Annotated in this window: 24 protein-coding genes; 16 read left to right on the forward strand and 8 right to left on the reverse strand. The window is 66.3% G+C overall.

Annotated elements, in window-relative coordinates:
- Nucleotides 1-95 precede the first annotated feature (95 nt).
- Both H7I57_RS02500 and H7I57_RS02505 read right to left on the reverse strand, forming a co-directional pair.
- Nucleotides 96-650: a hypothetical protein gene (locus tag H7I57_RS02500; RefSeq protein WP_264021701.1), complete on the reverse strand. Its 555-nt coding sequence runs from the start codon at nt 648-650 to the stop codon at nt 96-98.
- A gap of 35 nt (nt 651-685) precedes the next feature.
- Nucleotides 686-1,753, reverse strand: a complete 1,068-nt coding sequence (locus H7I57_RS02505) for a 2Fe-2S iron-sulfur cluster-binding protein (RefSeq protein ID WP_308204303.1) — start codon at nt 1,751-1,753, stop codon at nt 686-688.
- 222 nt (nt 1,754-1,975) lie between these two features.
- Between H7I57_RS02505 and hsaA the strand changes: the two genes are divergently transcribed.
- From hsaA to hsaB, 4 genes are read left to right on the forward strand one after another with little or no spacing between them, the layout of a single operon-like run.
- Nucleotides 1,976-3,160: a 3-hydroxy-9,10-secoandrosta-1,3,5(10)-triene-9,17-dione monooxygenase oxygenase subunit gene (gene hsaA, locus H7I57_RS02510; protein ID WP_264021704.1), complete on the forward strand. Its 1,185-nt coding sequence runs from the start codon at nt 1,976-1,978 to the stop codon at nt 3,158-3,160.
- Nucleotides 3,161-3,172: 12 nt separating this feature from the next.
- A complete protein-coding gene (gene hsaD, locus H7I57_RS02515; RefSeq protein WP_264021705.1) occupies nt 3,173-4,069 on the forward strand; it encodes a 4,5:9,10-diseco-3-hydroxy-5,9,17-trioxoandrosta-1(10),2-diene-4-oate hydrolase in 897 nt (298 codons plus the stop codon).
- A 31-nt stretch (nt 4,070-4,100) separates the two neighbouring features.
- On the forward strand, nt 4,101-5,003 hold the full coding sequence (hsaC, locus tag H7I57_RS02520) for an iron-dependent extradiol dioxygenase HsaC (RefSeq protein WP_264021707.1): 903 nt from the start codon (nt 4,101-4,103) through the stop codon (nt 5,001-5,003).
- Nucleotides 5,004-5,037: 34 nt separating this feature from the next.
- Nucleotides 5,038-5,604: a 3-hydroxy-9,10-secoandrosta-1,3,5(10)-triene-9,17-dione monooxygenase reductase subunit gene (gene hsaB / locus H7I57_RS02525; protein WP_264021708.1), complete on the forward strand. Its 567-nt coding sequence runs from the start codon at nt 5,038-5,040 to the stop codon at nt 5,602-5,604.
- A 71-nt stretch (nt 5,605-5,675) separates the two neighbouring features.
- On the opposite strand, the gene H7I57_RS02530 is transcribed toward hsaB, so the two are convergent.
- Nucleotides 5,676-6,446 carry an alpha/beta fold hydrolase gene (locus H7I57_RS02530; RefSeq protein WP_264021709.1) on the reverse strand — a complete coding sequence of 257 codons (771 nt, stop codon included), beginning with the start codon at nt 6,444-6,446 and terminating at the stop codon, nt 5,676-5,678.
- 57 nt (nt 6,447-6,503) lie between these two features.
- Between H7I57_RS02530 and H7I57_RS02535 the strand changes: the two genes are divergently transcribed.
- Together H7I57_RS02535 and H7I57_RS02540 are read left to right on the forward strand one after the other, a co-directional pair.
- Complete coding sequence (locus H7I57_RS02535; protein WP_264021711.1) at nt 6,504-7,361, forward strand: SDR family oxidoreductase; 858 nt, start codon at nt 6,504-6,506, stop codon at nt 7,359-7,361.
- A gap of 87 nt (nt 7,362-7,448) precedes the next feature.
- Nucleotides 7,449-9,050 carry a GMC family oxidoreductase gene (locus H7I57_RS02540; RefSeq protein WP_264021712.1) on the forward strand — a complete coding sequence of 534 codons (1,602 nt, stop codon included), beginning with the start codon at nt 7,449-7,451 and terminating at the stop codon, nt 9,048-9,050.
- 39 nt (nt 9,051-9,089) lie between these two features.
- On the opposite strand, the gene H7I57_RS02545 is transcribed toward H7I57_RS02540, so the two are convergent.
- Complete coding sequence (locus H7I57_RS02545; protein WP_264021713.1) at nt 9,090-10,277, reverse strand: cytochrome P450; 1,188 nt, start codon at nt 10,275-10,277, stop codon at nt 9,090-9,092.
- 170 nt (nt 10,278-10,447) lie between these two features.
- On the opposite strand from H7I57_RS02545, the gene H7I57_RS02550 reads away from it, so the two are divergent.
- From H7I57_RS02550 to H7I57_RS02570, 5 genes are read left to right on the forward strand one after another with little or no spacing between them, the layout of a single operon-like run.
- The gene (locus tag H7I57_RS02550) at nt 10,448-11,191 is read left to right on the forward strand and encodes an SDR family NAD(P)-dependent oxidoreductase (RefSeq protein ID WP_264021714.1); all 744 of its coding nucleotides are present in this window, start codon (nt 10,448-10,450) and stop codon (nt 11,189-11,191) included.
- Nucleotides 11,192-11,238: 47 nt separating this feature from the next.
- Nucleotides 11,239-11,445 carry a ferredoxin gene (locus H7I57_RS02555; protein ID WP_264021759.1) on the forward strand — a complete coding sequence of 69 codons (207 nt, stop codon included), beginning with the start codon at nt 11,239-11,241 and terminating at the stop codon, nt 11,443-11,445.
- The gene (locus H7I57_RS02560; RefSeq protein WP_264021715.1) at nt 11,442-12,773 is read left to right on the forward strand and encodes a cytochrome P450; all 1,332 of its coding nucleotides are present in this window, start codon (nt 11,442-11,444) and stop codon (nt 12,771-12,773) included. The genes H7I57_RS02555 and H7I57_RS02560 overlap by 4 nt, the downstream gene beginning before the upstream one ends.
- Before the next feature lie 43 nt (nt 12,774-12,816).
- A complete protein-coding gene (locus H7I57_RS02565) occupies nt 12,817-13,680 on the forward strand; it encodes an SDR family NAD(P)-dependent oxidoreductase (RefSeq protein ID WP_264021716.1) in 864 nt (287 codons plus the stop codon).
- A 5-nt stretch (nt 13,681-13,685) separates the two neighbouring features.
- Nucleotides 13,686-14,615, forward strand: coding sequence for a TIGR03564 family F420-dependent LLM class oxidoreductase (locus tag H7I57_RS02570; protein WP_264021717.1), 930 nt, complete (start codon nt 13,686-13,688; stop codon nt 14,613-14,615).
- A gap of 3 nt (nt 14,616-14,618) precedes the next feature.
- On the opposite strand, the gene H7I57_RS02575 is transcribed toward H7I57_RS02570, so the two are convergent.
- Nucleotides 14,619-15,290, reverse strand: coding sequence for a nitroreductase family protein (locus H7I57_RS02575; RefSeq protein WP_264021718.1), 672 nt, complete (start codon nt 15,288-15,290; stop codon nt 14,619-14,621).
- 127 nt (nt 15,291-15,417) lie between these two features.
- On the opposite strand from H7I57_RS02575, the gene H7I57_RS02580 reads away from it, so the two are divergent.
- A complete protein-coding gene (locus tag H7I57_RS02580) occupies nt 15,418-16,188 on the forward strand; it encodes an SDR family NAD(P)-dependent oxidoreductase (protein WP_264021719.1) in 771 nt (256 codons plus the stop codon).
- 1 nt (nt 16,189) lies between these two features.
- Nucleotides 16,190-16,618, forward strand: a complete 429-nt coding sequence (locus H7I57_RS02585; protein ID WP_264021720.1) for a VOC family protein — start codon at nt 16,190-16,192, stop codon at nt 16,616-16,618.
- Between the two features lie 34 nt (nt 16,619-16,652).
- Here the strand turns inward: H7I57_RS02585 and H7I57_RS02590 are convergent, their stop codons facing one another.
- Complete coding sequence (locus H7I57_RS02590) at nt 16,653-17,504, reverse strand: TIGR03619 family F420-dependent LLM class oxidoreductase (RefSeq protein WP_264021722.1); 852 nt, start codon at nt 17,502-17,504, stop codon at nt 16,653-16,655.
- Between the two features lie 85 nt (nt 17,505-17,589).
- Here H7I57_RS02590 and H7I57_RS02595 point away from each other — a divergent pair, with 85 nt between their 5' ends.
- The gene (locus H7I57_RS02595) at nt 17,590-18,786 is read left to right on the forward strand and encodes a cytochrome P450 (protein ID WP_264021723.1); all 1,197 of its coding nucleotides are present in this window, start codon (nt 17,590-17,592) and stop codon (nt 18,784-18,786) included.
- 4 nt (nt 18,787-18,790) lie between these two features.
- Here H7I57_RS02595 and H7I57_RS02600 read toward each other — a convergent pair whose 3' ends face one another.
- Together H7I57_RS02600 and H7I57_RS02605 are read right to left on the reverse strand one after the other, a co-directional pair.
- A complete protein-coding gene (locus tag H7I57_RS02600) occupies nt 18,791-19,585 on the reverse strand; it encodes an SDR family oxidoreductase (protein ID WP_264021724.1) in 795 nt (264 codons plus the stop codon).
- A 2-nt stretch (nt 19,586-19,587) separates the two neighbouring features.
- Nucleotides 19,588-20,145: a nuclear transport factor 2 family protein gene (locus tag H7I57_RS02605; RefSeq protein WP_264021725.1), complete on the reverse strand. Its 558-nt coding sequence runs from the start codon at nt 20,143-20,145 to the stop codon at nt 19,588-19,590.
- A 169-nt stretch (nt 20,146-20,314) separates the two neighbouring features.
- On the opposite strand from H7I57_RS02605, the gene H7I57_RS02610 reads away from it, so the two are divergent.
- Together H7I57_RS02610 and H7I57_RS02615 are read left to right on the forward strand one after the other, a co-directional pair.
- Nucleotides 20,315-21,172: a mycofactocin-coupled SDR family oxidoreductase gene (locus tag H7I57_RS02610; RefSeq protein ID WP_264021726.1), complete on the forward strand. Its 858-nt coding sequence runs from the start codon at nt 20,315-20,317 to the stop codon at nt 21,170-21,172.
- Nucleotides 21,169-21,984, forward strand: coding sequence for a sugar phosphate isomerase/epimerase family protein (locus H7I57_RS02615; protein WP_264021727.1), 816 nt, complete (start codon nt 21,169-21,171; stop codon nt 21,982-21,984). Before H7I57_RS02610 ends, H7I57_RS02615 begins: the two co-directional genes overlap by 4 nt.
- Nucleotides 21,985-22,118: the final 134 nt, after the last annotated feature.

The following is a 22,118-nucleotide window of genomic DNA, read 5'->3' on the forward strand; positions in this document are numbered from 1 at the left end:
AACCGTCGGCATCGAGATCATCAGGCACACCCCATGATCCCCTACACCCGCCACCGGCCCAGGCACCCCGCCCGGCGTGTTACTGACCCACGCTCCTAGTCGAACGTGGTCTGCGAGCAGGCGTCCGGTGTCGTGAGGTTCACGCCCGCGTACACCACTTGGATGTGTGAGCAGACGATGTAGTCGGCATCCAGCTTGGGCCGCCCGGTGGCCCAGTCGGTCGGCCACGTGTTGCCCTGCAGCCGGTACTTCTCCACCGGTCCGCCGCCGAAGTAGATCGTGGTGAACTCCATGTCCCGCAGCGACTTGAACATCCGGGTGTTCGCTGCCTGGAAGTCGGTGTCGAGGAACAGATTTCGGTCCGTCGATCGCAGCGTCGTGGTCTGGCGCGCCCACAGGTCGTCGGGGAAACCGATCGGGCCCTGCGGCGTCCGCAGATTCGCGCTCGCGATGAAGAAGCACTGGTTGGCCGCCCGCACGCAGTCGGCGGTGGTGTGCACTTCGATCGCGGTCACCGGGTCGACGGGGATCGAGGCGTCAGCGGTGTCGAGTGCTGCCGACGCCCCGGAGACGGGGGTGACGAGCGCGAGGGCGAACCAGGTCGCCGTGACCAGAGACAGTCCGGCGGACAGTCGGGCAAATCGCTTCACGTGTTCCTCCCGTGGCCGGAATGGTAGCCCGCGGCTCATTCGTCGTAGGTGACTTCAACCGAATCGGAGCGCGGGTGCGCCTGGCACGCCAGGATCAGGCCCTCGTCGAGATCCTGCTGCTCGAGCACATCGTTGACCTCCATCTCGATCTCACCCGACTTGATCAGCACCGCGCAGGCGCCACAGTGTCCCTCGCGGCAGGAGAAGGGTGCGTCCAGACCCTTGGCCAAGAGCACGTCGAGAAGTTTGGCGTTGCGCGGCCAGGGCACCTCCTGGGTCTCGCCGTCGAGGGTCACGATCGCCGTGGCGGGACCCTCGTCGCTGTCGTCCTCCTCGATCACCACTGCCTTGAACGGGTCGGACTCCAGCGACTTGAACACCTCGATGTGGATGCGTTCGGCGGCGGCCCCCGATGTCTTCAGGGCCTCCTCGGCGGCCGCCATGAACGGCCCGGGTCCACAGATGAACGCCTCGCGCGTCGTGAACGGCGTGACCAGTTCGGACAGCGCGGTCGCGGTGGGCAGCCCCTGCACCGACTCCAGCCAGTGCACGACGGTGAGCCGATCGGGGTACTTGGCCGCGAGATCGCGCAGGGCCGTGGCGAAGATGACGGAGTTCTCGTCACGATTCGCATAGACCAGCGTCACCTTTCCGCTGCCCTCGCTGAGCGCCGACTTCAGGATCGCCATCATCGGGGTGATCCCGCTGCCGGCCGCCAGCAGCAGGAAGTCGGTGTCGAGGGTCTTGGGGACGAAGGTGCCCGACGGTGCCAGCACGTGCAGCTTCATGCCGGGGTGGGCGTTGTCGCACAGCCAGTTCGATGCGTAGCCGTCGGCGGTGCGCTTGATCGTCACGGTCATCGGATCGCCGGTGAACGGCGAGGTGCACAACGAGTAGCACCGGGCCACCGACCCCGTCCGATCGCTGGGCACCCGCAGCGTCAGGAACTGGCCGGGCGCGTAGTGCAACTTGTCGGCAGGGAGCTCGGGGGCTCCAGGGCCCTCGGGCGCCTTGAAAACCAGCGACCGCGAGTCGGACGTCTCCTCGATGACGTCGGCGACCTCGAGCTCGAGCACGTGGCTGCCGAGCGGTTCATCGGTCACTGGCCTGCCCTCCTTCATGCTGACTTCCGCCTATAACTAGAACAGGTTACAGAAATGCATGTGCGCTGGTCCAGCGCCCACAGACATGCGCTGCTCGACACAAATCGTAACGTGTTCTAATCTTTCTGTTAGCGATCTGCTCTTCGTGCAAGCGCACATCGCCGCGATCTGCTCTTCGCGCAAGCGCTCATCGCCAGGTCCATACTCTCGGGAGGCAAATCCGTGACGTCCATTGAACAGCGTGACGTGCAGTCGGTCCTAACCGGCATCGACGATCTGCTGCCGCGGATCGCCAAGCGCGCTCAGGCCGCCGAAGAACTGCGGCGCCTGCCCGATGAGACCGTGAACGAACTCGACGAGGTCGGCTTCTTCAAGCTGCTCCAGCCCGAGCAGTGGGGTGGCATGCAGTGCGACCCCACCGTCTTCTACGAGGCGGTCCGGCGCCTCGCCAGCGCGTGTGGTTCCACCGGGTGGGTGTCGTCCATCATCGGTGTGCACAACTGGCACCTCGCCCTGTTCGACCAGCAGGCACAGGACGAGGTGTGGGGCAGCGACCCGACGGTGCGCGTCTCGTCGTCGTACGCCCCGATGGGTGCGGGCACCGTGGTCGACGGCGGATACCTGGTCAGCGGTGCGTGGCAGTGGTCCTCGGGCTGCGACCACGCGACGTGGGCGTTCCTCGGCGGACCGGTGATCAAGGACGGCAAGCCCGTCGACTTCGGCAGCTTCCTGATCCCGCGCAGCGAGTACCGCATCGACGACGTCTGGCATGTGGTCGGCTTGAAGGGCACCGGCAGCAACACCGTCGTCGTCAAGGACGTCTTCGTGCCACGGCACCGCTTCCTGTCCTACAAGGCGATGAACGACCGCACGGCCGGCGGCCTGGAGAACAACACCGCGCCGGTGTACAAGATGCCCTGGGGCACCATGCATCCCACCACCATCTCGGCCCCCATCATGGGAATGGCATACGGCGCCTACGACGCCCACGTCGAGCATCAGGGCAAGCGGGTCCGTGCGGCGTTCGCCGGCGAGAAGTCCAAGGACGATCCGTTCGCGAAGGTGCGCATCGCCGAGGCCGCCAGTGACATCGACGCCGGCTGGCGCCAGCTGATCGGCAACGTCCGCGACGAATACGAACTGCTCAAGGCGGATCAGGAGATCCCGTTCGAGCTGCGTGCCCGCGCCCGGCGGGACCAGGTGCGGGCCACGGCGCGCGCCATCTCCTCTATCGACCTGCTGTTCGAGGCATCCGGCGCAACCGCGCTGGGCATCGAGCAACCGGTGCAACGATTCTGGCGGGACGCCCACGCCGGCCGGGTGCACGCGGCGAACGAGCCGGAGCGGGCCTACCTGATCTTCGGCAACAACGAATTCGGGTTGCCGCCGCAGGACACGATGGTTTAGTTGGCCGGCCTGATGACATCCTTCGCAGCCGAAGCCGCTCAGCAGCAAGAGATCACGTTCGAGTCGACCTCGCGCTACGCGCAGGTACGCGAGGACATGAAGCTGCACTACCACGAGGCCGGCTTCGAGCACCGTGAGACCGCGGGGACCGTCGTGCTGCTGCACGGCGGTGGTCCCGGCGCATCCAGCTGGTCCAACTTCGGGCGCAACATCGGTGTGCTGGCCAGGCATTTCCACGTGCTGGCCGTCGACCAGCCCGGGTACGGGCACTCAGACAAGCACACCGAACACGAGCAGTACAACCGCTACAGCTCCACGGCGTTGCTCGAACTGTTCGACCATCTGGGACTGGAACGTGCTGCGCTGGTTGGTAACTCACTCGGCGGCGGCACCGCGGTGCGGTTCGCGCTGGACAACCCGAAGCGCGCCGGTCGGCTCGTGCTGATGGGCCCGGGCGGGTTGAGCGTAAACCTGTTCTCGCCCGACCCGACCGAGGGCGTGAAGCTGCTCGGCCGCTTCGCCGCGGACCCGACGCGCGAGAACATCGAGAAGTTCCTGCGCATCATGGTGTTCGACCAGAGCCTGATCACACCCGAGCTGGTCGAGGAGCGGTTCCAGATCGCCAGCACCCCGGAGTCGCTTGCCGCCACCAAGGCGATGGGCAAGTCGTTCGCCGGTGCGGACTTCGAGCTGGGCATGATGTGGCGCGACGTGTACAAGCTGCGGCAGCGGGTACTGCTGATCTGGGGACGCGAGGACAGGGTGAACCCGCTCGACGGGGCGCTGGTGGCGCTCAAGCAGATTCCCCGCGTTCAGCTGCACGTGTTCGGACAGTGCGGGCACTGGGCGCAGCTGGAGAAGTTCGACGAGTTCAACAAGCTGACCATCGATTTCCTGGGAGGCTCGTGATGAGCGCTAGCGCGAAGAACGGAGGCACCAGATGAGCATCCGATCGCTGGGATATCTGCGCATCGAGACCACCGACATCGGAGCGTGGCGCGAGTACGGGCTCAAGGTGCTCGGCATGGTGGAAGGTAGCGGTGCCACGGAAGGCGCCCTCTACCTCCGCATGGACGAGTTCCCGGCTCGACTGGTGATCGTGCCGGGCGACCACGACCGGCTCATGGTGTCGGGCTGGGAGACTGCCAACGCCGCTGCGCTGCAGGACATCCGCAACCGGCTGGATGTCGAGGGCACGCCGTACAAGGAGGCCACGGCCACCGAACTGGCCGACCGCCGCGTCGACGAGATGATCATCTTCGACGACCCGTCGGGCAACTCCCTCGAGGTCTTCCACGGTGTGGCACTAGAGCACCGCCGTGTGGTGAGTCCCTACGGACACAAGTTCGTCACCGAGGAGCAGGGTCTCGGCCACGTCGTGCTGACGACCCGCGACGACGCGGAGACGCTGCACTTCTACCGGGACGTGCTCGGTTTCCACCTCCGCGACTCGATGCGCCTGCCACCGCAGTTGGTCGGCCGGCCGGCCGACGGCGCTCCCGCGTGGCTGCGGTTCCTGGGGGTCAACCCCCGCCACCACAGCCTGGCGTTCATGCCGGGCGAGACGCCCAGCGGGATCGTGCACCTGATGGTGGAGGTCGAGAACGCCGACGACGTCGGGCTCTGCCTGGACCGGGCGCTGCGCCGCAAGGTGAAGATGTCGGCGACCCTGGGCAGGCACGTCAACGACAAGATGCTGTCCTTCTACATGAAGACACCCGGCGGCTTCGACATCGAGTTCGGTTGCGAGGGGCTCGAAGTGGAGGACGACGACCGCTGGGTCGCCCGCGAGAGCACCGCGGTCTCCCTGTGGGGTCACGACTTCAGCGTGGGCTTCAAGTAGTAATGACGAGCGCTTGCGCGAGGATTCATCGTTGATGAGCGACCCTCCCATCGACCCGCGTACGTTCCGCAACGTGCTCGGCCAGTTCTGCACCGGCATCACGGTGATCACCACGGTGCACGAGGGTGCGCCCGTCGGCTTCGCCTGCCAGTCGTTCGCCGCCCTGTCACTGGATCCGCCGCTGGTGCTGTTCTGCCCGACGAAAGTGTCGCGGTCCTGGCAGGCCATCGAGGCCAGCGGCAGCTTCTGCGTCAACATCCTGCACGAGAACCAGAAGGACGTCTCGGCGCGCTTCGGTTCCCGGGAACCGGACAAGTTCGCCGGTATCGACTGGGCACCGTCGAAACTCGGCTCGCCGATCATCGAGGGCTCACTGGCCCACATCGACTGCACGGTGAACTCCGTCCACGACGGCGGCGACCATTTCGTGGTCTTCGGTGCGGTGCACTCGCTGTCCGACGTCCCGAAGAAGAAGCCGCGACCGCTGCTGTTCTATCAGGGCGGGTACACCGGCATCGAGCCCGACAAGAACACGCCGGCGGATTGGCGCAATGACCTCGAGGCTTTCTTGACCGCGACGACGGAAGACACCTGGCTGTAGCCGGGCAGACGTCCCCGAATCACACGCTTGTCATTCATCCACACTGTTGGTAACTCCTGTGGATAACTTTGTCACTCGAGGTGACGGTCGGCGAACCCGATGATCGCCGAAGCGACGTCGCGGTGCTGGGACTCGTTGAGGATGTCGTGCCCGGCGCCGGCGAACTCGACCAGTGACAGCGACTCGATCTGCTCGGCATAGGCACGCACCGCACCGATCGGCGCGATCGGGTCGTTGACGCCGTGCACCGCGAGCGTCGGTACCGACAGCGTCGGCAGGTCGGATCCGAAGCGGTCCCAGCCCCGGTCCAACTCACGGACCAGCGCTGCGCCGTCGGCTTCGACGAACGCCAGCGGATCATTGGCCAGCGCGTCGAGGTAGAACGGATCGGCGGACAGCGAACCCGGCTCGAGGTCGAGCGAGGTGTCGGCGTCGAGGAGTTCGGGCACCGGGATCAGTGGCGCGCCGGAGATGATGCCGGCCCGGTACCGATCGGAGCCGTCCAGAAGCCGGAACAGCGTCACGATCGATCCGAAGGAGTGCCCCTGCGCCAGCAGCGGAATCCCCGGGCACTGCTCCCGGGCCAGTTCGGTCAGGCTGTCGGCCAATGCCGAGCTGTCCTCGATGGACCCGAAATCGCCCCGTTCCCCCGGGCTCAGGCCGTGCCCGAACTGGTCGACGGCCCACAGGTCGATGCCTGCGGCGTTGAGCGCGAACCCGTACCGGTGGTAGAGCCCGGTGTGCTCGCCGAACCCGTGCAGGAAGATGACGGCGGCCCGGGTTTCGGCGGCCGCCCAGTGACGGTAGTACGCGCGGCCGCGGGCGTGCTCGATGAACGGCATGACACGACTGCACCAGCCCGACCGCCCGAGCGCAATACCCCCGGATACTGTGGGTCGGTGGGCACCTACGCAGTCACCGGGTCAGCGTCGGGCATGGGACATCAGGCGGCCGAACGTCTTCGCGCAGCCGGGCACAGGGTCGTCGGCGTCGATCTGAGGGACGCCGACGTGGTCGCAGACCTGTCCACTCCACAGGGACGTGCCGAAGCTGCCGACGCGGTGCTCGAGGCCATCGGAGGTGGTCCTCTGAGCGGGGCGGTGCTCTCCGCCGGGATCGGGCCCACGCCGGGGGCGGATCGTCCGCGGCTGATCTACCAGGTCAACTACTTCGGCGTCGTGGATCTGCTGACCGCGTGGCGGCCCGCGCTGGCCGCCGCCGGAAACGCCAAGGTGGTTGTGGTGGCGAGCAATTCGACCACCACGACGCCCGCGGTCCCGCGCAGGGCGGTGCGCGCCCTGCTCGCCGGCGACCCGGGGAAAGCGCAGCGCGCCGTCAGTCTGTTCGGCCCCGCGGCGCCGCCGATGGCCTACGCAGCGTCCAAGCTCGCGGTGTCGCGGTGGGTGCGGCGCCACGCGGTGACCGCCGACTGGGCAGGCGCCGGCATCCGCCTGAACGCGCTTTCCCCCGGCGCCATTCTGACCCCGCTGTTGGAGCAGCAGCTCGCCACACCGAGGGAGGCGAAGACGGTCAATGCGTTCCCGGTGCCGGTGGGCGGATTCGGCGACCCCGGCAGTCTGGCCGACTGGATGATCTTCATGTTGTCCGACGCTGCTGACTTCCTCTGCGGCAGTGTCATATTCGTCGACGGCGGCTCCGATGCCTACTTCCGGTCCGACTCCTGGCCCAAGGCGCCGTCGGTACTGGGCCTGCCCCGCTATCTCTGGCGGTTCGCCACCTTCTCCCGCAGGCTCTGATCCACAGCAGCTCCCGTCGTCGGAGCCGGTTGTGCTATACATTCGTATAGCTCGGCTCGATCTCCCGGACGGTGAGAGGTACAGCGCATGACCAGTTACGACTACATCATCGCCGGTGCAGGGTCTGCGGGGTGCGTGCTCGCGAACCGCCTGTCAGCCGATCCGCGGATCACGGTGCTGTTGATCGAAGCGGGCGGGACTGATCGCAATCCCCTCTTCAGCATTCCCAAGGGTGCGGGCAAGCTGTTCGAGAACGACAAGTACATGTGGCACTACTCGACCACGCCCTTCGGCTCCAAGCAGCACTCCGAGCAGTGGATGCGCGGAAAGGTGCTGGGCGGGTCGAGCTCGATCAACGGCATGGTCTACAACCGGGGCAATCGGTCCGACTACGACGGTATCGAACGCCTCGGCAACAAGGGCTGGGGCTGGGACGACATGCTGCCGATCTTCCGCGGCATCGAAGACCACGAGTTCGGTCCATCGCCCACCCGTGGTGTCGGCGGGCCACTGCACATCTCCGTGCCACGCGATCCCGACCCGCTCTGCGAGGAGATGATCGCGGCAGGCACATCGGTCGGGCTCGAGAACGTCGAGGATCTCAACGAATCCGACGACGAGCGCATCGGCTACGCGACGGCGACGATCAAGAACGGACGCAGGGTCAGCGCAGCGACCGCCTTCCTGAAGCCGGCACTGTCACGACCGAACCTCACGGTGCGCACCAACACGACCGCGCGGCGGATCACCTTCGCGAACGGCAGGGCCACCGGTCTGGAGGTCGCGAGCAACGGTGGGACGACACGGGTGCACGCCAACCGCGAGGTGATCGTCGCACTCGGTAGCCTGAACAGTCCGGTACTGCTGCAGCGCTCCGGGATCGGCCCGCGCGACGTCCTGGGAGCCGCAGGCGTCACCGCCTATCTGGTCCGGGACAACGTCGGCCGAGGACTTCGCGAGCATCGCTGTGCCACACTGCGATACGAGTTGGTGGAAGACCTGGGCTACAACAAACAGCTCTCCAGCAGCTTCGCTCAGGCGCTGACGGGGGCGAAGTACCTGGCGACCCGCAAGGGTCCGCTGGCGGCACCGTCGTTCGACATCCTGGCATTCATGAAATCGCGGCCCGAGGTGGACCGTCCGGACGGGCAACTCCTGATGGGGCCGTGGACCCTCCCGCCCTACAACGTGGGAGAACCGGTGGCGATCCAGCGGCAGGCCGGCGTCTCATGCCTGGGCATGGTGCTTCGTCCGACCTCGGAGGGCGCCATCGAGATCACCTCGGACGATCCCGACGCCGCCGTCCGGATCAACCCGAACTACCTTGCCACCGAATACGATCGCGAGACCGCGGCGAACCTGCTGCGACGCATGCGGTCGATCTTCGAGCAATCGCCGATGGTCGAACGCATCAGCCACGAGACCTTCCCCGGGCCGGCGGTCCGCAGCGACGACGAACTCGTCGAATCCGTCCTCGACGGCGGCTACTGCGGCTATCACGCCGCGGGCAGCCTGGCCATGGGGCCCGGTGACGATGACGTCGTCGACGGCCGACTCAGGGTGCGCGGCGTGGACAATCTACGCGTCGTCGACTGCTCGATACTGCCGACGATGGTGGCGGGCAATCTGAACGGACCGATCATGGCGATCGCCTGGCGCGCGGCGGATTTCATCCTCGGAGAGCGCTAGAGCGCACGCCCGCAACCGGTGCTGCCGCCCGTACTACTCTCAGCCGATCACGGCGGGCATGGTGTCCCAGCCGCGCACTGTCGAGGTCCGCGACCGCCGCGCACCGGACATGTCGAGGTCCCATTCGGGCCAGCGCTTGAGTACCTCCTCGAGTGCCACCCGACCTTCCAAGCGGGCCAGTGGAGAACCGACACAGAAGTGCGCGCCGCGACCGAAGGTGAGGTGACCGCCCGGCTTTCGGTGGATGTCGAACCGATCAGGGTCGGCGAAATGGCGTTCATCGCGGTTTGCCGACGCCAGCATCAGCAGCAGGGGGCTCCCTGCGGGCACGACCGTCCCGTGGAAGGTGACGTCGTCTGTGGCGACGTAGCGCGCCACGTGCGGGCCCGGGGGTTCATAGCGGAGCAGCTCCTCGATCGCTGCCGGAATCAGGGAATGGTCCTCGGCAAGTTCTCTGCGTTGGTCGGGGTGCTCGGCCAGCACCTTGCCCATCCACCCGAACAGGCGACCGGTGGTTTCGACGCCCGCGCCCGCGACGACTGCCAGGAACACGATGAGTTCCTGTTTGGTCAGCCGCCGCGTGGTGCCGGTCTCGTCTTCGAACTCCACGTTTAGCAGTTCGGTGATCAGGTCGTCGGACGGGTTCTTCTCCCGCCATTCGACATACTCGCCGAACATCTCCCCGGTGAAATAGCGGTCCTTGTCGATCGTCATCGGCTTGCCCGGCTTGTTGCGGAGCACCTGGTTGGCGTGTTCACGTACCGCGGGCTGTTCGGCGTCCGGAATTCCGGCGAGCATGCCGATCGTGCGCATGGGGAGCTCGGCCCCGAGATCCTGCACGAAGTCGAAGCGGTCGCCACCGACGAGCGGCTCGAGGCATGCGACGCAGAATGCCCGGATCTTGTCTTCGATCGCTCGCATCTTCTTCGGTGTGAACGCCCTGGAGACGATCGCGCGATGAATGGTGTGCAGCGGCGGATCCTCGTTGATGAAGATTCCCGGAGGCATCACCGGATCTGCCATGACGACTTCGAGGATGTCGCCTCTGGCCGAGCTGAGCCGCGCCGTGTCCTTCAGCGCCCCGTCGACGTCCGCGTAGCGGCTCAGTCCCCAGAAGCCGTGCCGCTCGTTGTAGTAGACCGGGCACTCGTCGCGCAGCCGTCGATAGGTGGGGTACGGGTCGAGGTCGATGTCGAAGTCCCATGGGTCGTAGTAGAGCTCGCTCAACGTCTCTCCTCGGCAGCGATCGGTGCGGCCGTACAGCGCCGCGCTATACGACCGTACAGGGAAGGGGCGGGGCGGGGCAACGCGGCCGTAGCCGTCTTGTGCCGGACCTCTGCATCAGCTATACATCTGTACAGCAGTTGATCCGGCAACGGCAGCAGAAGGATTGTGATGTGACGCGAGTAGCAGTGGTCACCGGCGGCGGATCCGGCCTGGGGCGGTCGATCTCCGCCGGGCTCGCCCGAGCAGGTCATCGTGTGGCCGTTCTGGACGTGAACGCCGACGCTGCCGAAAGCGTCGCCGACGAACTGCGAGCCGAGGGAGGACACGCGGTCTCGGTCGGTGTCGACGTCTCGGATGAGGCATCCGTGGACGCGGCCTTCGATGCCGTCCGGCAGTCCTTGGGTCCGGTGGAGATCATCGTCACCAGCGCGGCCATCGCCGGCTTCACCCGCTTCGAGAAGATCACCCTCGACGAGTGGAACCACTACCTCGCGGTCAATCTCACGGGCACGTTTCTGTGCCTGCGGGCCGCGCTGGCCGACATGATGGCGGCGCGGTGGGGACGAATCGTCACGATCTCCTCGGCCGCAGGCCAGCAGGGTGCGCCCGGGCAGGGGCACTACTCGGCGACCAAAGGCGGCGTCATCGCCCTGACGAAGACGCTGGCGCGTGATTACGCGGCAAAGGGAATCACCGCGAACAGCGTCCCCCCCTTCGCCATCGACTCGCCGATGCTCCAGGAGCAGCAACGCTCGGGAAGGCTGCCGCCGTCCGAGTACCTGACAAAAGCCATCCCCGCCGGACACCTCGGCACCGGAGAAGACGTGGCCGCACTCTGCACGTTCCTCTGTTCGGACGCGGCGGGATACATCACCGGTCAGGTGATCGGCGTCAACGGCGGCGCGGTCGTGTGACTGTCGGATCAATCATGCTGCCGGACAACAGATTGGTGGAGAAGCGAATGCGGGTACAAGTGGAGAATTCTCGCTGCCAGGGCCATACCCTGTGCGCCATGATCGCGCCGGAGTCCTTCCGGCTCGACGATGTCGACGGTCATGCCCACGCGGTGACCGGTGATGTCGCAGCGCAGCACCGCCAGCAGGTCGCCGAGGCCGCCCGCTCGTGTCCAGAGCAGGCGATCGTCGTGACAGACGGTGCGGACACATGAGCACCAGGTTTCAGTTCGATCGGCACAGCGCCGACTACCGTGAGACGTTTCTCGACGTCACCCACGAGATGCACCGCAGATGTCCGCTCGCGTGGACCGACACCTACGGTGGGCATTGGGTGGCAGCCGGCAGCGAGCAGGTGTTCGAGGTCGCGCGTTGCCCACACGTCTCGAACGACCACGACGTGCACAACGAGCGTCGCGGCTACAAAGGAATCTCGATCCCGACGATGATCGAGACCGAAGGCTTTCGTGGCGGCATGTTGGAGATGGACGACCCGGACCACCGCCACTACCGGACTGCGCTCAATCCCTACCTGTCGCCCGCAGCGGTCAAGCGCTGGCAGCCGTTCGTCGATGAGATCGTCCGCGCCTGCATCGACGATCACATCGAATCGGGACGAATCGACTTCGTGGATGATCTCGCCAATGTGGTTCCGGCAGTGCTCACGCTCGCGATGCTCGGTGTCCCGCTGAACAAATGGGCGATGTACAACGAGCCGGCGCACGCGTCGGTGTACACCCCGCCGGATTCACCCGACGTCGAACGCGTGCGAGAGCTGTACCTGGCGATGGGGGTCGATCTGTTCACCAACCTCGTCGAGATTCGCGAGAATCCACGACCCGGAATCATCGACGCGCTCGCCAAGCTCCGCATCGACGGTGCGGCCCCGCCGGACATCGAACTGCTCGGCATGTTGAACCTGCTGATCGGCGGCGGCTTCGACACCACCACGGCGCTCACTGCGCACGCGCTGGAGTGGCTCTCCGAGAACCCCGACGAACGCGCGAGATTGAGCAGTCAGCGGGCCACGTTACTCAATGCGGCGACCGAGGAGTTTTTACGCTTCTTCACACCCGCCCCAGGCGACGCCCGAACCATCTCGGCGGACATGACCGTGGGTGGCACCGTGCTGCGGGAGGGGCAGCGACTCTGGTTGTCGTGGGCGATGGCCAATCGCGACCCTGCCCTCTTCGCCGATCCCGACGACCTCGTCCTCGACCGGAAGGGAAACCGGCACTTCAGCTTCGGCCTCGGCGTGCACAGGTGCATCGGGTCGAACGCGGCGCGCACGGTGTTCAAGTCGATGGTCCTCGCGGTCCTCGATCGCATGCCCGACTACCGGTGCGTGCCCGAGGGTGCCGTGCACTATGAGAGCATCGGCATCATTCAGGGCATGCGTCATCTGCCTGCCACCTTCACCCCCGGCGAGAGGCTGGGGCCGGGGGTGGCCGCGACAGTGGAGAAGCTCCAACGAATCTGTGACGAACAAGGCCTGGCACGGCCGATCACGGAACTGAAATCGGCCGCCGAAATTCCCGAATAAATCGCGGCAACAGAGTGATTCACCGGATGTGAGGAGACGAGCAGTGTCGAGCAGCAGGCCGGTCGCGGTGGTCACCGGGGGCAGTAGAGGCGCCGGAGCCGGGATCGCGCACGCCCTCGGCAGCCACGGCTGCACGGTGTACGTGACCGGTCGCAGCGAGAAGCCCGGTGACTCGCCGATACGGGGCACGATCGGGGAGACCGCCGAACTTGTGACCGCCGCCGGCGGGCGGGGCATCGCGGTGCGGGTGGATCATGGGGATGACGATCAGGTGAAGGCGCTGTTCGAGCAGATCGGCCGGGAGCAGGGCCGCATCGACATCCTCGTCAACAACGCCGCGATCATCCGCGACGAGATGATGGGCCGGACGAAGTTCTGGGAAGAGCCCCTCAACGTGATCGACACGCTCGACGTGGGGTTGCGCAGCAGCTATGTCGCCACCGTCTATGCGGCGCCGCTGATGATTCCGCAGCACCGGGGGCTCGTCGCCTTCACGTCGTCGTCGGGGGCGGCCCACTATGCCTTCGGCCCGGCCTACGGCGTGCCAAAGGCCGGTGCGGACAAGATGGCCGCCGACATGGCGTTCGACTTCAAAGACGAAGGGATCGCCGCTGTTTCGATCTGGATGGGCTCCCTGTTGACCGACCGGGTGCGCGCGATCATCGCAGGCAATCCCGGCAAGTTCGCCCACATCCTCGACAGCGCGGAGACGCCCGAATTGACCGGGCATGTCATCTGGGCGCTGTACAACGACCCCGACCTGATGTCCGTCAGCGGCCAGACGTTGATCGGTGCCGAACTCGCGGTGAAGTACGGCATCAAGGACGAGGATGGTCGTCAGCCGCCCTCCTACCGGGACCTGTTCGATGTACATCCGCAGCGGCAGTTCTCTCATGTGATGAGGTAAGGGATATGCGGATCGGATTGACCGGAGGCGGTTCATCGGTCGATCGAATCGTCGAGCAGGCGCAGCGGGCCGAGGCGGAGGGGTTCTCGGCACTGTGGTACGCGAGCTCTGTGGCCGGTGACCCGCTGGTCGCGATGGCGATCGCCGGCCGGGCCACCACGTCGATCGAGTTGGGCACCGCGGTTCTTCAGACCTATCCCTGCCATCCGCTGCTGCAGGCGAATCGTGTTGCCGCCGCAGCGAATGCGATGGGGCGGCCCGGTCTCACGCTGGGGCTGGGGCCGTCGCACGAGCCGGTCGTGCGAGGGGTGCTGGGTCTGTCCTACGCGCATCCTGGCCGTAATACCCGGGAGTACCTGCGCATCATCAGCGGCCTGCTGGGTGGCGCGGACGTCGACGTTGACGGGGTCGACTGGAGTGTGCACAGCTCGGGACGGATGGTGGCGCTGGATCATCCGGTCCCGCTGTTGTTGTCGGCGCTGTCGCCGCGCATGCTGCGGATCGCGGCACAGTTTGCCGACGGCGTGGTGTTGTGGATGGCGTCCGCGACGGCGATCGCGACGAGCATCGGTCCGGTACTCCGAGATGCCGCAGCCGCCCACGGCACACCTTCTCTGCGCGTCGTCGCAGGGCTGCCGATCGCAGTTCACGACGACACCGCCGAAGCCAGGAACGCGGTGGCCGCGATGTCCTCGGCCTACGCGGGAATGACCAATTACCAGCGCATCATCGAGGTGGGTGGCGGCAACAGTGCTGCCGACGTGGCGATCGTCGGCGGCGAGACGGCGGTGCTGGAACAGCTGCGCGACCTGATCACCGCCGGCGCGACCGATGTGTGGGCCCAACCGATCGCGGTGGGGACGGACCGAGCGCAGCGGGCAGCGTCGCTGCAACGCACTCGGGGCTTCCTCGGGGAGCTGGCGCGGGAACGCTAGCGGTTACCTCTTCTGAGGTCGGGCGCCGCGGCCGTAGGCGATGTCGGCATGCTCGGGGTCCCACCGGTTGCGGAACACCACATCGGATGTGGGGCGCCGGCGCACCGGGCCGTGATGGCCGCGCGGCCAGCCGACGACGATGTGCCCGGCCAGGAACCACTCGTCCGGGATGCCGACCGCGTCACGGAGCACCTTCTCCCCGCTGTAAGACGCCCAGCTGGTGAAGCACGCCCCCAGCCCCTGGGCGCGCGCGGCGAGATGGAAGTTCTGCATAGCGGGGTAGATCGACCCGGCCTGCAGGAACTCGGAGGCGAATTCGTTGCGGAACGCGGTGAACAGGACGGAGGTGAAGTCACCTGCGCGATCGTGCAACTCGTAGGTGGCGCGATTGTTGCGCGCGGCGCGGCCGTGATCATCGGCCGCGGGCCGGGTCATCCCGTAAATCGACTCGATGGTCTCCAGCGCCGTCCTGGCGGCGGTGGCGACTGCGGCGCGCTGCTCGGGTGCGTCGAGGACGATGAAACGCCAGAGCTGGGCGTTCGCGCCGTTCGGTGCCCAGGTAGCTGCCTGCAGGCAGCGCTCGAGTGTCTCGTCGTCGACGGGTTCGTCGGTGAATCGACGGATCGATCGGGCGGTGGACAGGACTTCCCAGACATCGTTGGTCGGCTGCGCCATGTCAATTGGTGTACTCGACATGCGCTGATATGTCGACTATTTCGGGGCAAATCTTGTGCGCGGTGCGCAATGCTGTACAGTCGTACGGCAACAGGGCTGTGACGACTGTGGATAGGAAGTGGTGTCTGTGAGCGACAGGTTCTCGATGCAGGGGCGCGTTGCCATGATCACCGGCGGTGGCACCGGAATCGGGCGGGCATCGGCACTCGTCCTGGCAGAGCGGGGGGCTGACGTCGTGCTCGCCGGGCGGCGGGCCGAGCCGCTCAAATCCACCGTGGCCGAGATCGAGGCGCTCGGCCGTCGCGCGATCGCGGTGCCGACGGACGTGACCCAGTCAGATCAGTGCCAGGCCCTCGTCGATGCCGCGCTGGCCGAGTTCGGCCGAATCGACGTCCTGCTCAACAACGCAGGGGGCGGCGAGACCAAGGCCATCATGAAGTGGACCGATGAAGAGTGGCACCAGGTCCTGGACCTCAACCTGTCCAGCGCGTGGTACTTGTCGCGAGCGGCCGCCAAACCGATGATCGCGCAGGGCAAGGGTGCGATCGTCAACATCTCCTCCGGTGCCAGCCTGCTGGCCATGCCGCAGGCGGCGGCGTACGGTGCGGCCAAAGCCGGCCTCAACAATCTGACGGGGTCGATGGCGGCAGCCTGGACCCGGAAGGGTGTCAGGGTCAACTGCATCGCGTGTGGCGCCATCCGCACTCCCGGCCTCGAGGAGGAAGCACAGCGGGGCGGGTACGACATCGACATGATCGGCCAGACCAACGGAGCGGGCCGGATCGCCGACCCGGACGAGATCGGCTACGGCGTGCTGTTCTTCGCCTCCGACGCATCCAGCTACTGCTCCGGCCAAACCCTGTACATGCACGGTGCACCCGGTCCGGCGGGAGTCTGAGGTGAGCGTCAGTCACGTCGGGCTTCGCGTCCGCGACTTGGAGACCTCGCAGCGCTTCTACGAGGCGCTCGGGTTCACCGAGGCCAAGCGGATGACCGTTCCCGACAAACTCGCCATGGGGCTGCTCGGTCTGGAGCCGCCCATCGGATTCGAGGCCGTCTACCTACGCAACGACGGTTTCGTGCTGCAGCTACTCACGTTCTCCGGACACCCGGCCCCAGACGCGCCGGACGGCTCGATGGTCGATGCCGGCCTCACGCACCTGTCGATCGCCGTCGACGATATGGCCGCGGCGCAGGAGGCGGCCAGCGCCGCGGGTGGGTCCGTCGTGGCAGACCCGGGCGGGGGATATGCCTGCATGCTCCGCGACCCCGAGGGTCAGCTCATCGAGCTGGTCCACTCGAGTGTCCGGCCCGTGCCACCGGCCTGAATCGGGTTGCGCCAGTGGTTGTTTCGCAGTGCGGTCAGTCGAGCTCATCGACCATCTCTGCGTACCTGTCGAGGAACGACAGCGTCGTCGACGCATCGCTGCCGCCGCGACGGCCGCCGCCCAGCACGACGCGGTTGAAGCCGAGGCCCCGGTAGCGAGCCAGCCGCTCGAGTTCGGGGTCGCCCCACGCCATGATCGTCAGGTCCAAGGCCTCCGGATCGCGGTCGGCCTCTTCTGCCCCGCGGCGGAAGTCGGCCAGTGCGCTCGCCACGTCCCTGAATGCCGCGTCGCCGGGTAGCCAGCCATCGGCCCAGGCCATGCAGTCGCGGGTCGCCTTGGGTCCCGTGGCCGCGGCCAGCAGCGGTGGATGCGGTCGCTGAACCGGCTTCGGGTTCGACCACACAGGACCGAAGTCGTAGAACTCGCCGTGGTGTTCGGGTTCGTCCTCGGTCCACAGGGAGCCCAGTGCTGCGACCATGTCGCGGAGCGCCCGGTAACGATCGCTCCAGGCCACCGAACCCGACACCTCGAGTTCGGCACGGAACCCGACACCCACCCCGAGCAGCAGACGTCCTCCGCTCATCTGATCGAGCGTCGCGACTTCCTTTGCAAAGGTGAACAACTCGCGCTCGAGCGGCAACGCGACGGCCGTGCCGAGGCGGAGGTCGGTGGTGGCCGCAGCCGCCGACAACAACGACAGGAACGGGTCCCACATCTGCTTTTGTGCCGTGAGCAGGCTCGGGTGGAACTGGTCTGCGGCGGCCACCGGTATCTGCGGGTGCTCTCCGACCCACAGTGACTCGAATCGCCGCGATTCCAGTTCCGGACCCAGCAGGCCGGGGGCGAGGTCGCGAGGCGTGTTCATCGAGACGAAGCCGAGATCCATCGACACTCCTTTTGGTGATGCGCAGCGTGCTGTACGATCGTACTGCATCGCGGAATCTGCGACGGCACAGGGCGTAAGGAGCACCATGAAGGACTTGGACGAAAGCCAACTCCGCTATGACCCTTACGACGTCACGATCGACGTCGACCCGTATCCGACGTACCGGCGCCTGCGGGACGAGGCCCCGCTCTACTACGACGAGAAGTTCGACTTCTGGGCGTTGAGCCGCAACGCCGACGTCGAGGCCGCGCTGCGTGACGTCGACAACCTGAGCTCGGCCAAGGGGGACATCCTCGAGGTGGTCAAGGCCGAACCGGCCATGCCGCTCGGCGTCTTCATCAATGAGGACCCGCCCCTGCACACCGTGCACCGGGTGCTGGTGTCTCGGGCCTTCACCCCGCGGAAGATGAACGCGATCGAGGCCGAGGTGCGCGCGTTCTGCGCCGCTTGCCTTGAGCCATTGGTCGACGGGGACCGCTTCGACTTCACCCTCGACCTCGGGGCCGAGATGCCCATGCGCGTGATCGGCATGCTGGTGGGCATGCCGGACTCCCTGCAGCGCAGCGTCCGGTCCATGGCCGGGCGACGCCTCCGCAACAAGCCCGGTGAACCACTCGCGGTCAGCAAGACGAACTATTTCAACGGGAACATGTTCAGAGAGTATGTCGAGTGGCGGAAGCAGAATCCGTCCGACGACCTCGTCACCGAACTCCTGAACGTCGAATTCACCGACATCTCAGGTGTCGAGCGCAAGTTGAGCGGTGAAGAGCTCCTGGTGTTCCTGGGCGTCATCGCGAACGCCGGCACGGAGACGGTGGGGCGGTTGTTCGGGTGGCTGGGGAAGCTGCTCGGCGAGCACGCCGATGCACGACGTGAGTTGGTGCAGGATCCGGCGCTGATTCCGGGCGCCGTCGAGGAGGTGCTTCGCATCGAACCTCCGGTGCACAGCATCGCCCGCTATGTCAGCAATGACGTCGAGTATCACGGACAGACCGTTCCGGCGGGCAGTGCCCTGCTGCTCATGGTCGGGTCGGCGAACCACGACGAACGCAGGTTCGAGGATCCGGAGCGCTTCGACATCCGCCGCAATGCCAATCACCTGTCCTTCGGGCGGGGAACACACTTCTGCCTGGGTGCGTCGCTGGCCCGCGTCGAGGGGCGCATCGCCCTCGAGGAGATCCTGAAGCGCTGGCCCGACTGGACCATCGACATGGACAACGCCGTGCGGGCGCCCACATCGACGGTGCGCGGCTGGGACAGCATGCCCGCGGTGATCGGCTGACGGTTCAGCTGCCGGAGCGGTCGCTGACGGGAATGTTCAGCTTGCTGTCGGCTCCGGGCACCTCGGGGAATTCCATGGCCCAGGGGGGCTTTCCGTACTGGGCCACCCAGCACGACCCGGTCTGTTCTATTGGGGCGGTGGCGGCGAGAAGGACGGCGTCGGCTATCGCCTCCGGTTCCATCACCGGCACGCCGAAGCCCTCGACGAGTGGGCGCCGGTCGCCCAGGACGCCGGTTTCGGTGATCCCCGGGCAGATGGTGTGGACTGCGATCCGCTCGGGAGCGAGGTTGGGCGCGATGGAGCGCATGAACCCGACGACACCGTGCTTGCCGAGCGAGTAGACGGGGTCGGGATGCCACGGCATGAGACCCGCGAGCGAGGCCGTCGCCAGGATCGCGCCGGGCGCACCGCCGGTGCGGGCCCGCATCGTCCGGACGGCCGCGACGGCGCCGAATACGACGCCGTCGAGGTTCACGCCCACGGACCTGCGGTACTGAGCCAGGTCGAGTGAACCGATGTCACCCGACCAGTGAATCGTGATTCCGGCATTGAGAAGTGCGAGATCGACGGTGCCGAGTTCCTCGGCGCATCGGGCGAACGCGGCATCGACCTGCTCAGCGTCGGACACGTCACACGCGATGCCGAATCCGTTGACCGACTCCGCGACGGCCGAGGCGGCCTCGCCGTCGAGATCGACGACGCATACCCGCATGCCCGCAGCCGCGAAGCGTTCTGCGCTCGCCCGGCCGATGCCGGACCCTCCGCCCGTGACCAGTGCGACGGCTCCCTCGAGGTTCATCGTCACCAGCGGTCGACGGGCTCGCTGTCCAGCAGCAGGGGTCGGATGTAGGAGGCATCGGTCTTGTCCCACTTGCCCTTGATGAACCCCTTGACGGCACCGGAGTTCAGGACCGACGAGTCGCCACTGATCATCCACTCGATGGTGCATCGCCGCACCGCGATCTTCCAGACGCCGTCACGGCGCTCGAGTCGGTCGAGGTAGCGCCCGCCCATCAGGGACACGATCTTGCCCCCCTTGACCCGCATCGCGCCCATCACGTAGCTCTCGGCATGTGCCTCGTCGCCGTCGACCTCGCAGGTGTGGGTCGTGATGTTGTGCAGGTGATCCTCGAACACCGCGGTGTGCGCTTGATTGGCCCACTGCCCGTACTCTGGGCCGAGTTTGACGGTCGGCCCGTGCTCGTCGACACCGTCGTCGAAGTACACGCTGCCCATCAAGTCGGCATCGTGGCGGTCATGCCCGCGCGCCTGGTTCATAACGCAGTCGAGGATCGCGGTGCGGTCCTCGAGGTACTGCACGCGCTTGCGCAGCTGATCGAGTTCATCGGTGTTCGTCAACGGGGGTCCTTCCATGGTGCCTTCAACGCAAATTTGCTGTACAGATGTATAGCACATTCGTGGCGCCGCCATACCCTTTTCGCGGGTCCGCAGACGGCCCATGCTCGGACCCTATACGATCGTATAGCACGGCTGCGAAATACGAATACACCGATGACGGGAGTTTGATATGAGTCGACTTGAGGGCAAAGTCGCGGTGATCACCGGTGCGGCCCGCGGACAGGGCCGCAGCCATGCGCTGCACATGGCCGCCGCGGGTGCCGACATCATCGCGCTCGATATCTGCAGCGATATCGCCTCCAATCCGAGCCCTCTCGCGACCGAGGCTGACCTGGACGCGACCCGAGGCCTCGTCGAGGACCAAGGACGGCGAATCATTGTTGCTGAGGCCGACGTTCGCGATCGTGCCCAGCTGCGAGACGTACTCGGTAGCGCCGTCGCCGAACTCGGCGGGCTCGACGTGATCGTCGCCAACGCCGGAATCTCCGCGTTCGGCCCCACTGTGCCCGTACAGGGTTTCGTCGACGCGTTCGATGTGGACTTCCTGGGTGTCGTCAACACCGTCAGCGCCGGGCTGCCCTATCTGCCGGAGGGTTCCTCGATCATCGTCACAGGATCCATTGCAGCCCTGGCATCACAGGTGAACAGGTCCGACGGACTGGGATTGCAGGGTCCGGGAGCCGTCGGCTACGGGTTGGCCAAGAGCATGCTCCGTGATTACACGAAGTCGCTTGCCTTGGTGCTGGGGGAGCAGCGGATCCGGGTGAACGCGGTGCACCCCACCAATGTCGACACCGACATGCTGCACATCGACGCCATCTACCGGGCATTCCGGCCCGACCTGAAAAACCCGACCCGCGTCGACGCGGAGGTCGGCTTCGCGTTCATTCACGCCATTCCGGTGCCCTACGTCGACCCCTCCGACATCTCACACGCGGTGGTGTACCTCGCGTCCGACGAATCGCGGTACGTCACCGGGCAGCAATTGTTCGTCGACGCGGGCGCAGCTGTGAAGGCCGGACTGTGAACGCCAATCGGCTGGGTATCGAGTACCTCAGCGTATTCGGCCTGCCACCAGTGGAATTCGTCCGGCTGGCTGCTGATCTCGGCGTCGGGTACATCTCGACGGGTCTGACCGCCATGCCGCTGGATTCGCTGGGATATCCGCCGTTCTCGCTGCGCAACGACGCCGGCCTGCGGCACGAGCTGCGTAAGGTGATGGACGACACCGGGGTCCGGATCTCCCTCGGCGAGGGCTTCCTCGTCATCCCGGGTGCCGATTGCCGCGACTTCGCGAGCGACCTCGACGTGATGTGCGAACTCGGCGTCCCACGAATCAACACCCTCGGTCTCGACCCGGACCGCCCCCGAACCTTCGACCAATTCGCGAGCCTCACCGAGTTGGCAGCCGAACGCGGTATGCGGACGACCCTGGAGATGATGCCTGGATCGGTGGTCGGTGATCTGGAGGCAGCGGTTGATGCGGTACGGCACGTGGGACGGCCGGAGTTTCAATTGCTGGTCGACACCATGCATCTCGCGCGCTCCGGTGCGGGCGCTGATGACCTTCGAGCACTGGACCACGGTGTGATCGGGTACGCCCAACTGAGCGACAACCCGGTCATCGACAGCATGGAGGATTACCTCGTGGCCGCGACGTTCGAGCGGATGGTCCCAGGCACCGGCATCCTGCCGCTTGCCGACATTCTCGAGGCGCTGCCGGCCGACGTGCACATCGGACTGGAAGTTCCCATCAGATCGCAGGCCGAGGCCGGTGTGGGGCCACACGAGCGGCTGCGCCCCTGCGTCGCAGCCGCTCGCGCGCTCCTTCCGGGGTAGCTACTCCGCGATCCAGCCTCGACCGTGGGCATTGACCGTTTGACCGGCTACCCAGTGACTGTCGTCTGGGGCCAGGGACACGACCACTGGTGCAACGTCGTGGTAGGGATTCCCAGGGCGATGAAACACGTTGT

The sequence above is a fragment of the Mycolicibacterium pyrenivorans genome, assembly GCF_025821625.1.
In the GTDB taxonomy this organism is placed as follows: domain Bacteria; phylum Actinomycetota; class Actinomycetes; order Mycobacteriales; family Mycobacteriaceae; genus Mycobacterium; species Mycobacterium pyrenivorans.